The 15,047-nt window shown below is 35.9% G+C and carries 11 protein-coding genes; all 11 read left to right on the plus strand.

Annotated elements, in window-relative coordinates; genetic code table 11:
* Positions 1 to 1,344: chromosomal replication initiator protein DnaA (dnaA, locus tag MKY02_RS00005; protein WP_445329600.1), on the plus strand; the 1,344-nt coding region annotated here is incomplete at its 5' end.
* A gap of 171 nt (positions 1,345 to 1,515) precedes the next feature.
* Positions 1,516 to 2,652: a DNA polymerase III subunit beta gene (dnaN, locus tag MKY02_RS00010; protein WP_038178757.1), complete on the plus strand. Its 1,137-nt coding sequence runs from the start codon at positions 1,516 to 1,518 to the stop codon at positions 2,650 to 2,652.
* Positions 2,653 to 2,830: 178 nt separating this feature from the next.
* The gene (gene yaaA / locus MKY02_RS00015; protein WP_038179148.1) at positions 2,831 to 3,058 is read left to right on the plus strand and encodes a S4 domain-containing protein YaaA; all 228 of its coding nucleotides are present in this window, start codon (positions 2,831 to 2,833) and stop codon (positions 3,056 to 3,058) included.
* Between the two features lies 1 nt (position 3,059).
* Positions 3,060 to 4,181 (plus strand): DNA replication/repair protein RecF, encoded by a 1,122-nt coding sequence (recF, locus tag MKY02_RS00020; RefSeq protein ID WP_038178755.1) that lies wholly within the window; start codon positions 3,060 to 3,062, stop codon positions 4,179 to 4,181.
* 73 nt (positions 4,182 to 4,254) lie between these two features.
* Positions 4,255 to 6,180 (plus strand): DNA topoisomerase (ATP-hydrolyzing) subunit B, encoded by a 1,926-nt coding sequence (gyrB, locus tag MKY02_RS00025; protein ID WP_179078269.1) that lies wholly within the window; start codon positions 4,255 to 4,257, stop codon positions 6,178 to 6,180.
* A 26-nt stretch (positions 6,181 to 6,206) separates the two neighbouring features.
* Entirely contained in the window at positions 6,207 to 8,738 is a 2,532-nt protein-coding gene (gene gyrA / locus MKY02_RS00030; RefSeq protein ID WP_038178753.1) for a DNA gyrase subunit A, read from the plus strand.
* Positions 8,739 to 9,321: 583 nt separating this feature from the next.
* Positions 9,322 to 10,335 (plus strand): ABC transporter ATP-binding protein, encoded by a 1,014-nt coding sequence (locus MKY02_RS00035; protein ID WP_038178751.1) that lies wholly within the window; start codon positions 9,322 to 9,324, stop codon positions 10,333 to 10,335.
* Positions 10,332 to 11,279 carry an ATP-binding cassette domain-containing protein gene (locus MKY02_RS00040; protein WP_038178750.1) on the plus strand — a complete coding sequence of 316 codons (948 nt, stop codon included), beginning with the start codon at positions 10,332 to 10,334 and terminating at the stop codon, positions 11,277 to 11,279. Before MKY02_RS00035 ends, MKY02_RS00040 begins: the two co-directional genes overlap by 4 nt.
* Before the next feature lies 1 nt (position 11,280).
* The gene (gene opp4B, locus MKY02_RS00045) at positions 11,281 to 12,243 is read left to right on the plus strand and encodes an oligopeptide ABC transporter permease (protein WP_038178748.1); all 963 of its coding nucleotides are present in this window, start codon (positions 11,281 to 11,283) and stop codon (positions 12,241 to 12,243) included.
* A gap of 33 nt (positions 12,244 to 12,276) precedes the next feature.
* Positions 12,277 to 13,188 (plus strand): ABC transporter permease, encoded by a 912-nt coding sequence (locus tag MKY02_RS00050; protein WP_038178746.1) that lies wholly within the window; start codon positions 12,277 to 12,279, stop codon positions 13,186 to 13,188.
* A 16-nt stretch (positions 13,189 to 13,204) separates the two neighbouring features.
* A complete protein-coding gene (locus MKY02_RS00055; RefSeq protein ID WP_038178744.1) occupies positions 13,205 to 15,007 on the plus strand; it encodes an oligopeptide ABC transporter substrate-binding protein in 1,803 nt (600 codons plus the stop codon).
* The last annotated feature ends 40 nt before the right edge of the window (positions 15,008 to 15,047 follow it).

The following is a 15,047-nucleotide window of genomic DNA, read 5'->3' on the forward strand; positions in this document are numbered from 1 at the left end:
TTGGAACATTTAGAAGAGTTATGGGACAAAGTGCTCTCACAAGTTAAACAAAAGATCTCAAAACCAAGCTTTGAAACTTGGCTTAAATCCACGAAGCTACTTTCATACAAGGGTGATACCGTAACTATTGCAGCGCCAAATTCATTTGGGCGTGAATGGTTGGAAAATCACTATGTACAGCTAATTGCTTCTATTTTGGCAGAATTAACAGGAAAAGATTTGCATATCCGTTTTGTGGTTCAACAAGACCCAGGCTTTGATGATTTTGATATTCCATCGCCACGTGTTCAAGAAAAACAAGATGATCGTCCAGATTTCTCTCCTGGTATGCTGAACTTAAAAAACACATTTGATACATTCGTTATTGGATCTGGTAACCGCTTCGCACATGCTGCTTCGCTAGCCGTTGCAGAAGCACCAGCAAAAGCATATAACCCATTATTTATATATGGGGGAGTAGGTTTAGGAAAAACCCATTTAATGCACGCAATTGGCCACTATGTATTGGAACATAACCCTAATGCTAAGGTGGTTTATTTGTCATCTGAAAAATTTACAAATGAGTTCATTAACTCTATCCGCGACAACAAAGCTGTAGAATTTCGTAATAAGTATCGCAGTGTAGATGTCCTACTAATTGATGATATTCAATTCCTAGCTGGAAAAGAATCAACTCAGGAAGAATTTTTCCATACATTTAATACTTTGCACGAAGAATCGAAACAAATAGTTATCTCTAGTGATCGACCTCCAAAAGAGATTCCAACTTTGGAAGACCGCTTACGCTCACGCTTTGAATGGGGTCTAATAACGGATATCGCTCCACCTGATTTAGAAACGAGAATTGCAATATTACGAAAAAAAGCAAAGGCTGATGGATTAGATATTCCAAATGAGGTTATGCTATATATTGCAAACCAAATTGACTCTAATATTCGTGAATTAGAAGGTGCTTTAATCCGCGTAGTTGCTTACTCATCGCTTGTAAATCAAGATATTACGGCTGAATTAGCTGCACAAGCATTAAAGGATATTATTCCTAACTCCGTACCTAGAATGGTAACAATTTTAGATATTCAAAAGGCTGTTGGAGAACACTTTCATGTGAAATTAGAAGATTTTACTGCAAAAAAACGTACAAAATCAATTGCATTTCCACGTCAAATTGCTATGTATTTATCACGCGAGTTGACCGATTTTTCATTACCTAAAATTGGTGAAGAATTTGGTGGTCGTGATCATACAACGGTCATCCATGCACATGAGAAAATCTCAACCATGTTTAAAGAAGATCAGAAATTACAGCAAGATATTAAACAGATAAAGAGTATGCTAGGTAAGTAAAAACCTGTGGATAACCCGGAAAGTTAACAACATACTTATACACAGCCTGTCTACACACGGATAGGCTGATTTTATTCGTTAAATTGGACTTATCCACAAATCCACAGGCCCTACTACTATATCTATTAATCTTTTAATAAATAATAATATATATAAGTGAGGTATAATTTTATGAAATTTGATATCATGCGAGATCGTTTATTGGATGGACTAAATGATGTCATGAAGGCAGTTAGTTCAAAAACAACAATCCCTATTTTGACAGGAATAAAAATTGATGTAAGCGAAGAAGGAATGCGTTTAACTGGTAGTGATGCAGATATTACAATCCAAACGTATATACCTGTTGAAGAAAATGGCGAACAATTAATCAATGTTGAAAAACCAGGTTCAATTGTGTTGCAAGCAAAAATGTTCAATGAGATTGTACGTAAGTTACCTACTAATGACGTTGAATTTGAAGTATCAGAAAAATTCCAAACACGTATTCGTTCAGGTAAATCTGACTTTCACCTAATTGGTTTAGATTCAACTGAATATCCTTTATTACCAGAGTTGAGTGAAGATAATCAATTTACTGTTCCTGCTGATCTATTAAAATCAATTATTCGCGAAACAGTATTTGCAGTATCAACAAGTGAAAGTCGTCCAGTATTAACAGGTGTTCATTGGCAAATTAAAGACGGAGAGCTTGTATGTGTTGCAACTGATAGCCATCGTCTTGCTCGTCGAAAAGTTACTTTAGAACATTTACCAAGTGAACAATCTAGTGTTGTTGTACCTGGAAAAAGTTTGACTGAATTAAGTAAAATATTGAACGATGCAACTACTCCTGTAGATATTGTTATGACAAACCAACAAGTTTTATTCAAAACAAATGATGTTTTATTCTTCTCACGCTTACTAGAAGGGAATTATCCTGATACATCTCGTCTAATTCCTGAAGAATATAAAACAGATGTGACTGTAAATGGTCGCTCTTTACTTCAAGCCATTGACCGTGCTTCTTTACTTGCACGTGAAGATCGTAACAATGTAGTACGTTTTACAACTATGCAAGATGACACGATTGAAATTTCTTCGAATTCACCTGAGGTAGGAAAAGTAGAAGAACAAATTCAAGTTAGTTCACTTGTAGGGGAAGAATTGAAAATTTCTTTCAGTGCAAAATATATGATGGATGCATTAAAAGCAATTGATGGCCAAGATGTTGTTATTCAATTTACAGGTGCTATGAGACCATTTATTATTCGCTCTGTACATGACGATGCTATATTACAATTGATTTTACCTGTTCGTACTTACTAAAAATAACTATTTCGATATAACGATAGACACAAATTATTTCCCAAGATTATTTATGACCTGGTCATAAATAACTGATTTTACTAAAGGATAGTCGTTTCGATGACTATCCTTTTTACTTATGAACAAAAGTTCGGTAAAATATAGGGATAGAGAAAAATAGAAGAGGATGAAATTAACTGTGAATGAAATTGCTATTGATACTGAATTTGTAACGCTTGGCCAATTATTAAAAATAACAGATGCTATTAGCTCAGGTGGAATGGCTAAATGGTTCTTGCAAGAGAATGATGTCTATGTAAACGGGGAAGTAGATAATCGCCGTGGACGTAAATTATATGTTGGCGATACTGTGAACATTCCTGGGACAGGGAGATTTCAGATAACTGGTCCAACGAACGGAGAATAACATGTATATAGATCGGTTAAAGCTGACGAATTACCGTAATTATGAATCGTTAGACTTGTCATTTTCTCCGAAAATCAATGTTTTCTTAGGAGAAAATGCACAAGGAAAAACAAATGTTATGGAATCTATATATGTTTTATCGATGGCAAAATCGCATCGTACCTCGAATGAGAAAGAATTGATACGGTGGAGCGAAGATTATGGTAAAATAGAAGGTGACGTTCAAAAAAAATATGGTCATCTACCTTTGGAATTAACCCTTTCTAAAAAAGGAAAAAAAGCAAGGGTTAACCATTTAGAACAAAGCCGTTTAAGTGATTATATTGGACAGATGAATGTCGTGATGTTTGCCCCGGAAGATTTAACTGTAGTAAAAGGCAGTCCCCAAATCAGAAGACGTTTTCTCGATATGGAAATCGGGCAAATTTCTCCAGTATATTTACATGATCTATTAACATTTCAAAAGCTATTAAAGCAACGGAATCACTTATTGAAAAAAAACCAAGGAAAATCGGCATTGCAAGATGTAATGTTTGAAGTATATACCGAACAATATATTCAAGCTGCAGTAAAAGTTATTCATAAAAGATTTCAATTTATGGATTTACTCCAGGAGTGGGCAGAACCAATTCATTTTGGTATCTCTCGAAATTTAGAGAGATTACAAATTCGTTATCGTCCAGTAAGTGGTATGGACCCGCATTGGACAACTGCTGAAATGGCGAATTTCTTAGAGAAGAAGTTACAAGATGCCTTGCCACGAGAGCTTGAACGCGGTGTCACATTAATTGGACCACATAGAGATGATTTGCAGTTTCTTGTGAATGACTATGATGTACAAACATATGGATCTCAAGGTCAGCAACGTACGACGGCTCTATCACTCAAATTAGCTGAAATTGAACTTATTAAACAAGAAGTTGGGGAAGCGCCAATTTTGTTACTAGATGATGTTCTTTCAGAGTTAGATGATTACCGTCAGTCACACTTACTGAATACTATTCAAGGTGAAGTTCAGACCTTTGTGACAACAACAAGTGTTGAAGGAATTGACCATGATACAATCCGAGAAGCAGCAATGTTTCATGTGAAACAAGGTTCTGTTGAGGTAGAAGAAACCTAGTATTAATACAGGTCAGTGGTTAGTAAAATAATTTAAAACGCATACTGATGTCATGAAAGAGTAGGTGGAACAAATGGCAATGGAAGAAAATAAACAGCCTGCTGCATATGATGCAGATCAGATACAAGTATTAGAAGGTTTAGAAGCAGTTCGTAAACGCCCGGGTATGTATATTGGTACTACAAGTTCTAAAGGTCTTCACCATTTGGTGTGGGAGATTGTAGATAACAGTATCGATGAAGCCTTAGCTGGATATTGTGATGAAATTAAAGTAACAATCGAAAAAGATAACTGGATTCGTGTTGACGATAATGGCCGTGGTATACCTGTAAGCAATCAAGAAAAAATGGGAAAACCAGCTGTTGAAGTTATCATGACAGTGCTACATGCCGGAGGTAAATTTGGTGGTGGCGGATACAAAGTATCTGGTGGTTTACATGGTGTTGGTGCATCTGTAGTAAACGCATTATCAGTTTCAACTGAAGTGTATGTAAAACGTGATGGTCATATACATTTCTTGAGTTTTAGTCGTGGTAAAACAGATCAGCCACTTCAAGTTATTGGCGAATCTGAAGAAACAGGAACAACAACACGCTTTAAAGCTGATCCTGAAATTTTCAAAGAAACAACAGTTTATGAATTTGATATATTAGCGCACCGTATACGCGAGCTAGCTTACTTAAATCGTGGTATTAGTATTACGATTGCTGATGAACGTGGTGAAGAAGTACGTTCAAATACATACCACTATGAAGGTGGTATTAAATCGTATGTTGAACATATTAACGAAAAGAAAGAACCTCTTCATGAAGCAATTGATTTAAAGGGCGAAAAAGATGGCATTTCAGTTGAAATTGCTATGCAGTATAATGCTGGATTTGCCTCTAATATTTTCTCGTTTGCTAACAATATCAATACGTATGAAGGCGGTACGCATGAATCTGGATTTAAAACAGCTTTAACACGAGTTATTAACGATTATGCGCGTAAAAATAATCTAATTAAAGATGCAGATGCGAATCTTTCAGGTGAAGATGTACGTGAAGGTTTAGTTGCTATTGTATCGATTAAACACCCTGATCCTCAATTTGAGGGGCAAACGAAAACAAAATTAGGTAACTCTGAAGTTAGTACAATTACAAACTCATTGTTCTCAGAACGTTTTGAGCGATTTTTATTAGAAAATCCTGCAGTTTCTAGAACAATTGTTGATAAGGGTTTAATGGCGGCTCGTGCACGCGTTGCAGCTAAAAAGGCACGTGAATTTACTCGACGTAAATCCGCTTTAGAAGTTTCTAGCTTACCAGGTAAATTAGCTGATTGTTCTTCTCGCCATCCTGATGAGAGTGAAATTTATATCGTAGAGGGTGACTCTGCCGGTGGTTCTGCTAAGTCTGGTCGTGATCGTCATTTCCAGGCAATATTACCTTTGCGTGGTAAAATTTTAAACGTTGAAAAAGCACGTCTTGATAGAATTCTATCCAATGCTGAAATTCGAGCAATGATTACAGCGATAGGTACTGGTATCGGCGAAGATTTCGAACTAAAAAAAGCACGTTATCATAAAATTGTTATCATGACCGATGCAGACGTCGATGGAGCACATATTCGAACGCTATTATTAACATTCTTCTTCCGATTCCTGCGACCGATAATTGAAGCGGGATATATCTATATTGCACAGCCCCCTTTGTACCAAGTAAAACAAGGGAAACATATTGAATATTGCTATAGTGATGAAGAACTTCAAGAAATTTTAGAGCGTCTTCCAAATTTACCAAAGCCAGGTATTCAGCGTTATAAAGGACTTGGAGAAATGAATGCCGAGCAATTATGGGATACGACAATGGATCCAGAACATCGTACATTACTGCAAGTTGAACTAGATGACGCAATAGAAGCGGACCGCACATTTGAACAATTGATGGGGGACGAAGTAGAACCGCGTCGTCAATTTATCGAGGAAAATGCTGTTTACGTGAAAAATCTAGATATTTAACGAGCTAGTGAAGGGAGGTAAGCACTTTGTCAGAAATTAATAATCCTGGTGTTAAGGGGATTAACATAAGTAAAGAAATTAAGACTTCATTTTTAAGTTATGCAATGAGTGTTATCGTCTCTCGTGCTTTACCAGATGTCCGCGATGGTTTAAAACCAGTACATCGTCGTATTTTGTACGGTATGCAAGAGTTAGGTAGTACTTCTGATAAGCCATATAAAAAATCCGCACGTATCGTTGGTGACGTAATGGGTAAGTACCATCCTCATGGTGACTCATCTATTTATGATGCAATGGTACGTATGGCGCAAGATTTTAGCTATCGATATATGTTAGTTGATGGTCATGGTAACTTCGGTTCTGTCGATGGTGATGGAGCCGCTGCCATGCGTTATACGGAATCCCGTATGTCTAAAATCGCAATGGAAATGCTGCGTGATATTAATAAAGACACTATTGATTACCAAGATAACTATGATGGCAATGAAAAAGAGCCAATCGTGTTACCGGCACGTTATCCAAACTTACTTGTCAACGGTGCTTCAGGTATTGCTGTTGGTATGGCAACTAACATTCCTCCTCATCAATTAGGTGAGGTTATTGATGGTGTTTTAGCAATCTCTGATAATCCAGCAATTACAACTGAAGAGCTAATGGAAATTATTCCAGGACCAGACTTTCCTACAGGTGGTACAATCTTAGGCCGAAGCGGAATCCGCCGTGCCTATGAAACCGGCCGTGGTTCTATTATTATTCGTGCTAAAGTTGAAATAGAACAAAAATCAAATGGTAAAGATACAATTGTTATTCACGAACTTCCTTTCCAGGTAAATAAAGCGAAATTAATCGAAAAAATTGCAGAGTTAGTACGAGATAAGAAAATTGATGGTATTACAAATATTAATGATGAGTCTGACCGTAACGGTATGCGTGTAGCTATCGATATTCGCAAAGATGCAAATTCTAATGTTGTATTGAATAACTTATATAAACAAACAGCGATGCAGTCGAGTTTCGGTATTAACATGCTTGCGTTAGTAGATGGACAACCAAAAGTTTTGAGTTTGAAAGAATCTCTTTATCATTACTTAGAACACCAAAAAGTAGTAATTCGCAGACGTACGCAATTCGAACTGAAAAAAGCTGAAGATCGTGCACATATTTTAGAAGGTTTACGTATTGCACTTGATCATATTGATGAGATTATTCACTTAATTCGCAGCTCACAGACAGGTGACGAAGCAAAAAGTGGCCTAATGGAAAAATTCAGCCTAAGTGAACGTCAAGCACAAGCGATTTTAGATATGCGTTTACAACGCTTAACAGGTTTAGAACGTGAGAAAATTGAAGGTGAATATCAAGAATTACAAGCTTTAATTGCTAAATTACGTGAAATTCTTGCAGACGAAGGTAAAATTCGCAAAATCATTCATGACGAATTACTTGAAGTGAAAGAACGTTTCAATGATAAACGTCGTACTGAAATCACTGCTGGCGGTATGGAAATGATTGAAGACGAAGATTTAATTCCTCGTGAGAATTCAGTTATTACTCTTACTCACAATGGCTATATCAAACGTTTACCTGCGAACACATATCGAAGTCAAAAACGTGGAGGTCGTGGCGTTCAAGGGATGGGTACAAATGATGATGACTTTGTTGAACATCTAATGAATACGTCTACGCATGATACAATTGTATTCTTTACATCTAAGGGTAAGGCATTCCGTGCAAAAGGCTATGAAATCCCTGAGTATGGTCGTACAGCCAAAGGTTTACCAATTGTTAACTTATTAAGTGTTGATAAGGATGAACAAGTAACAGCAATGATACGCGTTCCTTCGTTTGAAGATGATGCTTACTTTATCTTCACAACACGTACTGGTGTAACGAAACGTACTCCTGTATCATACTTTGCTAATATTCGTAACAATGGTTTAATAGCTATATCTCTACGTGAAGATGATGAATTAATTTCTGTCCGTCTTACAGATGGGAAAAAAGAAATCATCATTGGTACACGTAATGGTATGCTTGTACGATTTAATGAAGAAGACATCCGATCAATGGGGCGTACAGCTGCAGGGGTTCGTGGTATCCGCTTAAAAGATGATGACTATGTTGTCGGAATGGAAATGATTGAGCCAGGACAAGAAATTTTAGTTGTAACAGAAAAAGGTTACGGAAAACGCACGCCAGAAGAAGAATATAGAATTCAATCTCGTGGTGGTGTAGGTATTAAAACTTGTCAAATTACAGATAAGAACGGTCCCTTATCTGCTGTGAAAACAGTGGATGGTTCAGAAGACTTAATGCTTATTACAATTAACGGTATGTTGATTCGTATGGATATTAATGATATCTCTGTAACAGGACGTAGCACACAAGGTGTACGTCTAATTCGTCTAGGCGATGAAGAGCTTGTTGCAACAGTTGCAAAAGTTGCAAAAGAATCTGAAGAAGATGAAGAGTTAGATGAAAATGTAGAATCTGCTGGATTAGGAGAAGTAACAGTAGAAGAAACTGATGCAAGTTCTGAACCAACAGATACAGAATAATTGTATTTATTAATACGAAGAACCTCGATTAAAGCTAATCGAGGTTCTTTTTTTATTATTATTTTCATAACTTTATTAGACAGAGTGAAATTAAAATTGGAAATTAACTGTAATTTTTGTGGCTTTAGGAAAGAACAATTGACGAGGTGACATGATAAACAAAAAAACCAAATATTATAGGGTTTTTCTAGGAAATTTTATTTATAATTCTACAAAAAACGACAAAAAGTGTTATCACTCTAGGAATAAATATAATACTATAGAAAATTGTATATTATATTAAAATATTTTATTTAAATACTTTCTTACTTTAAAGTAATAGATTAATAGACGCTGTTAAGCGCTTTACATTACAAATAGATTGAATTTTCATATTTTTATACTATATTGAGAAAAAATAATTAAATAGATTGACTAAAATTGGAATGAGTGTGTAAAATGTAAATCAATATATAACATTTGTATGAGTTTTTTAAAGTAATTTACATATTATTTAATTTTATGTATATATTTTCGCTCAATACACTGTTATTATTTTCTTAATATTCTATCTACATTACGAGATTTTGAAAGGAGATACATTTTGGCTAGCTCAGAGAATTTATTAACCATCAGGAATTTACACACCGGTTTTCGAATAAAGGATACATATTATAATGCTGTAGATGATATTTCTATTAACTTAAATAAAAATGAGATTTTAGCAATTGTTGGAGAATCGGGTTGTGGTAAAAGTACACTTGCTACTTCCATTCTTGGATTACACGTTGCAAACAATACCAAAGTCACAGGTGAGATTCTTTATAAAGATTTAAACCTTGCGGGACTTTCAGAAGATAAGTTTAATGATATTCGTGGTAATGATATAGGGATGATATTCCAGGATCCATTATCTGCATTAAATCCTTTAATGCGAATCGGTGAACAGATTTCAGAATCTTTAGTTTACCATACGAAGTTTACAAAAGAGCAGAGAGCAGAACGTGTTCTTGAACTGTTAAATCAAGTTGGAATACCTAATCCTGCAAGAGTAGCAAATCAGTTTCCACACCAATTATCAGGGGGAATGCGTCAACGTGTCATGATTGCCATTGCCATTGCTTGTAAACCAGCTATTATCGTAGCAGATGAGCCAACAACTGCGCTGGATGTTACGATTCAAGCACAAATACTAGATTTATTGAAAGAATTACAAGCAGAGACAAAGAGTGGGATTATATTAATTACACATGACCTTGGAGTTGTTGCAGAAGTTGCAGATCGTGTTGCGGTTATGTATGCAGGTCAAATTATTGAAGAAGCGCCAGTAGAGGAGTTATTTAATAACCCTAAGCATCCTTATACAAGATCACTACTTAACTCAATTCCGCAGATGAATAGCGAAAATGAGAAACTTCAAGTAATTAAAGGTTTAGTACCATCACTTAAAAATTTACCGCGTCAAGGATGCCGTTTTTCATCTCGAATTCCGTGGCTTGCTGCAGATACACATGAGGAAGACCCAGTATTACATGAAGTTTCCCCTGGTCACCTTGTAAGATGTACTTGCTGGAAACACTTTGATTTCGAAGGTGCAGAAGGGGGACAACTAAGATGAGTTTTATGCAAATAAAAGATTTATGTGTACATTACCCAATTCGTGGTGGCTTTTTCAATACAGTTGTTGATCATGTTTATGCAGTTGATGGTGTTAGCATGGAATTTGAAAAAGGTAAAACATATGGTCTAGTTGGTGAATCTGGTTCTGGTAAATCAACCACAGGGAAAGCAATTATCGGACTTGAGAAAATTACATCGGGTAGCATTATTTATGAAGGAGAAAATGTTACTAATCAACGTCGCGAAAGAACTTCACCATATAACAGAGATATACAGATGATTTTCCAAGATTCACATTCTAGTATGAATCCAAGAAAACGTATTAAAGATATAATTGCTGAGCCAATTCGGAATTTTTTGAAGTTAAGTGATCAAGAGGAAAATAAACGGATTAATGAATTGCTAGCAATTGTAGGGATGCCAGAGGACGCTAAATATAAATATCCGCATGAATTTTCAGGAGGACAAAAGCAGCGTATTGGTATTGCACGAGCAGTTGCTTGTAATCCAAAAATGATTATTGCAGATGAACCTGTTTCGGCGCTTGATTTATCAGTACAGGCTCAAGTATTAAACTTTATGAAGGATATTCAACAGGAATATGGCTTGAGTTATCTATTTATCTCGCATGATTTAGGTGTTGTAAAACATATGTGTGATCATATCTCAATTATGTATAAGGGGCGCTTTGTTGAAACTGGTCGTCGTGAGGATGTTTATAAAAATCCTCAACATATATATACACAGCGCTTATTATCAGCAATACCTAATATTGAACCTTCTACTCGTATTGCACGCAAAGCAGAGCGTCAAGGAGTAGAAGCACTTTATCAAACGGAACAACATAAGTATTATGATGAAAATGGCAAAGTCTATGCTCTAAAACAATTAAGTAGTACGCATTCGGTTGCCATGAATACGCAAGAAAAAGGAGGCAATTGAAATGTGGAAAACAGTATTAAGACGATTTTTAGTTATGATTCCACAGTTATTTGTCCTTAGTCTACTTATCTTTGTCATGGCGAAGTTTATGCCTGGTGATCCGTTTACAGGGTTAATAACACCAGAAACAGATCCAAACGTAATAGAAGAGTTAAGGATAAAAGCTGGATTCTATGATCCTTGGTATGTCCAATACTACAATTGGATTACAAATGCTTTCCAAGGTGACTTTGGTGATAGCTATACATTTAAAGTAGCGGTTTCATCACTTATTGGTGAGCGTGCTTTAAATACATTTTGGCTATCGTTATTAAGTGTTGTTTTACTATATGCTATTGCCATTCCGTTAGGTATTTTGGCTGGACGCTATCAGGATTCGTTGTTAGATAAGGGAATTGTTTTATATAGCTTTATTAGTTATGCGATTCCTACATTTGTATTATCGTTGATTTTCTTATTTATGTTTGGGTATCATATTCCAATTTTCCCAACTAGCGGAACGGTGGATGTTTCTCACGATCCTGGTACTTGGGGCTATTTCTGGAGCAAAGTGTATCATATGCTTTTGCCAGCTATCACTTATGCATTACTAGCTACTACTGGAGTAATTCAATACTTACGTTCGGAAATAATCGATTCGAAATCAATGGATTATGTTAAGACAGCACGAAGTAAAGGTCTTCCGATTTCGAAAGTTTATACTAAACATATTTTTAGAAACTCATTATTACCAATCGCTGCCTTCTTCGGATTTACTATTACAGGATTATTGGGCGGATCAGTATTTATCGAAACAATCTTTGGCTACCCGGGGATGGGGCAGTTATTTATTTCATCTATTGCATCGCGTGATTATAGCGTAATTACAACGCTTGTCATGCTATTCGGCTTCTTAACATTATTAGGTAGTCTACTGTCCGATATTATTATGAGTATTGTTGATCCAAGAATTCGGATAGAATGATGAATCTTAATGACAAAGGAGAGGTGAATAGAGATGACACAGCAAACAGAAAGTACTGCAATCACGACAAAAGATACAATTAGCTCTCCACCGACTGGATTCCAAGTCATATTAAGGGAGTTTAAAAAAGATAAACTAGCAATGTTCTCTTTAATTTTATTAGGGTTAATCATTGTAGGCATTTACGTAGCCTCATTTTTCATTGATCAAGAGGAATTAATGCGTATTAGCATAAGAGGTAAATATGCGGAACCAGGTGACGGCTTTATACTTGGAGCAGACCATGGTGGGCGATCCATTTTAGGGCAATTAATTATTGGGGCTAGAAACTCAATTACAATTGCAATTATTATTACGATTATCACTGGAGTTGCCGGTGTTGTTATAGGTTTAGTAACAGGCTACTTTGGTGGGCTTATCGATAATATATTTATGCGTATTATTGACTTCTTTTTGACACTGCCAACGACTATGATTATTATCGTGTTCGTTACAATTATTCCTAAATATACTGTAACGACTTTTATATTGATAATGAGTCTCTTCTTATGGATAGGTACTGCAAGACTTATACGTAGTAAATCCCTATCAGAAAGCAGAAGAGATTATGTTAGTGCTTCTAAGACAATGGGAACTCGTAATTCAACTATTATTTTCAAAGAAATCATGCCGAATATAAGTTCTCTTATTATTGTTGAATTGACATTGAACTTTGCAGGAAATGTCGGCATTGAAACAGGATTATCCTTCCTTGGCTTCGGTTTACCACCATCAACACCAAGTTTAGGAACTCTTGTTAGTTACGCAGCAAATCCCGAAGTATTGTCTACGAAGTTATGGGTTTGGTTACCTGCAGCATTACTAATTTTAGTATTGATGTTAGGAATAAATTATGTTGGACAGGCTTTACGTCGTTCAGCAGATGCAAGGCAGAGATTAGGATGATAAAGGAGGAAAAAAGATGAAGAAAAAGAATTGGTTTTTAGTTTCTATGCTATTAGCTTTAGTGTTAGTTTTAGCAGCATGTGGCGGAGACAAAGACAAGAAAAATGAATCTAGCGGTGGCGGGGATAAGCCGAAAGATGAAGAAAAAATAGATACAAGCGCATTCCCAGTAGCTGTAGAAAACAATGACGAGGCAATCAAAGGTGGTACTTTACAAGTCGCTCTTGTAAATGATTCACCGTTCAAAGGGATTTTCTCAGCGGAATTATACGAAGATGCATATGACAGTGAAATTATGGCCTTTGCAAGTAATTCAATCTTTAAGACAAAAGAAGATTTCTTAATCAGTGATGAAGGTATCGCTTCATTAAAAGTAGACGCTGATAACAAAAAAGTAACGGTTAAAATTCGTGAAGGCGTAAAATGGTCTGATGGTGAACCTTTAACTATAGACGACGTTATTTACCCATATGAGATCATTGGTCACAAAGATTACACTGGTGTTCGTTATGATGGGGATTTCAAAAATATTATTGGTGCTACAGAGTACCATGCAGGTAAAGCAAAAACTATCTCAGGTTTGAAAAAAATTGATGATTTAACTTTAGAAATTACATTCAAAAAATTATCACCAGCTATTTATAATGGTGGTGACGGTTTATGGGGCTATGCAGCACCAAAACATTACTTAAAAGACGTAGCAATCAAAGAATTAATCAAATCGGATAAAATCCGTAAAACACCAGTTACTCTTGGTGCATTTAAATTTGATAAAATTGTAAATGGTGAATCAGTACAATTCTTAGCTAACGAACATTACTGGAATGGCCAACCTAAAATTGATAAAGTTGTTTTAACAACTGTTCCTTCAACTCAAATTGCAGAAGGTCTAAAAGCTGGTAAGTATGACATCGCTACATCGTATAGATCAACGAATTATGATGCAGTTAAAGATTTAGAAAACTTAACAGTACTAGGTCGTAAAGAATTGGCTTACTCTTATGTTGGTTTTAAACTTGGTAAGTTTGACACTAAAAAAGGTGAAAACGTAACAGATCCAAACGCTAAAATGGGAGATGTTAGTCTACGCCAAGCATTTGCATATGCAATGGATGTTGAGCAAGTAGCTGAAGAATATTATGGTGGCTTACGTACACGTTCTAACTCATTGATTCCACCAGTATTCTCTGCATTCTATGACGATTCATTAGAAGGATTCAAATATGATCCTGAAAAAGCAAAAAAATTATTAGATGATGCAGGATATAAAGATGTTGATGGTGATGGATTACGAGAAGATAAAAACGGTAAAAAACTTGAAATCAAACTTGCTGGTATGGCTGGCGATGATAAAGATGAAGCTATGATGCAATTTTACTTGCAAAATTGGAAAGATGCTGGTTTAAATGTTGTTTTAACAACAGGTCGTTTAATCGAATTCAACAGTTTCTACGATAAAGTAAAAGCTGATGACAAAGATATTGACGTATATATGGCTGCGTGGGGTACTGGTACTAACCCATCTCCATCAGGTATTTATGCGCGTGATGCATCTTACAGTTATAGTCGTTTCACTTCTCCAGAGTTAGATAAATTACTAGCTAATATTGATTCTGAAGAAGCAATTGATCCAGAATACCGTGCAAAGGCATTTAAGGATTGGCAAGTCTACATGGCTGAACAAGCGCCAGTATTCCCAATTTACTACCGCACAGAAATCATGCCAGTTAACAAACGTGTGAAAAACTACAATAAAGACTGGGTTAACGAATCTGATTTAAACCAATTGGAACTTACTGCTGAAGAGCCAATTAAATAACAAAGTATGTAATCAAATTAAAGAAACTCCGAGCAACTGC

The sequence above is a fragment of the Viridibacillus sp. FSL R5-0888 genome (assembly GCF_038009105.1).
GTDB lineage: Bacteria > Bacillota > Bacilli > Bacillales_A > Planococcaceae > Viridibacillus > Viridibacillus arenosi.

What these genes read in the sequence shown, in the direction of transcription:
- dnaN (WP_038178757.1), top strand. Translation starts at nt 1,516, where the DNA reads ATGAAATTTGATATCATGCGAGATCGTTTATTGGATGGACTAAATGAT.
- recF (WP_038178755.1), top strand. Translation starts at nt 3,060, where the DNA reads ATGTATATAGATCGGTTAAAGCTGACGAATTACCGTAATTATGAATCG.
- gyrB (WP_179078269.1), top strand. Translation starts at nt 4,255, where the DNA reads ATGGCAATGGAAGAAAATAAACAGCCTGCTGCATATGATGCAGATCAG.
- MKY02_RS00040 (WP_038178750.1), top strand. Translation starts at nt 10,332, where the DNA reads ATGAGTTTTATGCAAATAAAAGATTTATGTGTACATTACCCAATTCGT.
- opp4B (WP_038178748.1), top strand. Translation starts at nt 11,281, where the DNA reads ATGTGGAAAACAGTATTAAGACGATTTTTAGTTATGATTCCACAGTTA.
- MKY02_RS00050 (WP_038178746.1), top strand. Translation starts at nt 12,277, where the DNA reads ATGACACAGCAAACAGAAAGTACTGCAATCACGACAAAAGATACAATT.
- MKY02_RS00055 (WP_038178744.1), top strand. Translation starts at nt 13,205, where the DNA reads ATGAAGAAAAAGAATTGGTTTTTAGTTTCTATGCTATTAGCTTTAGTG.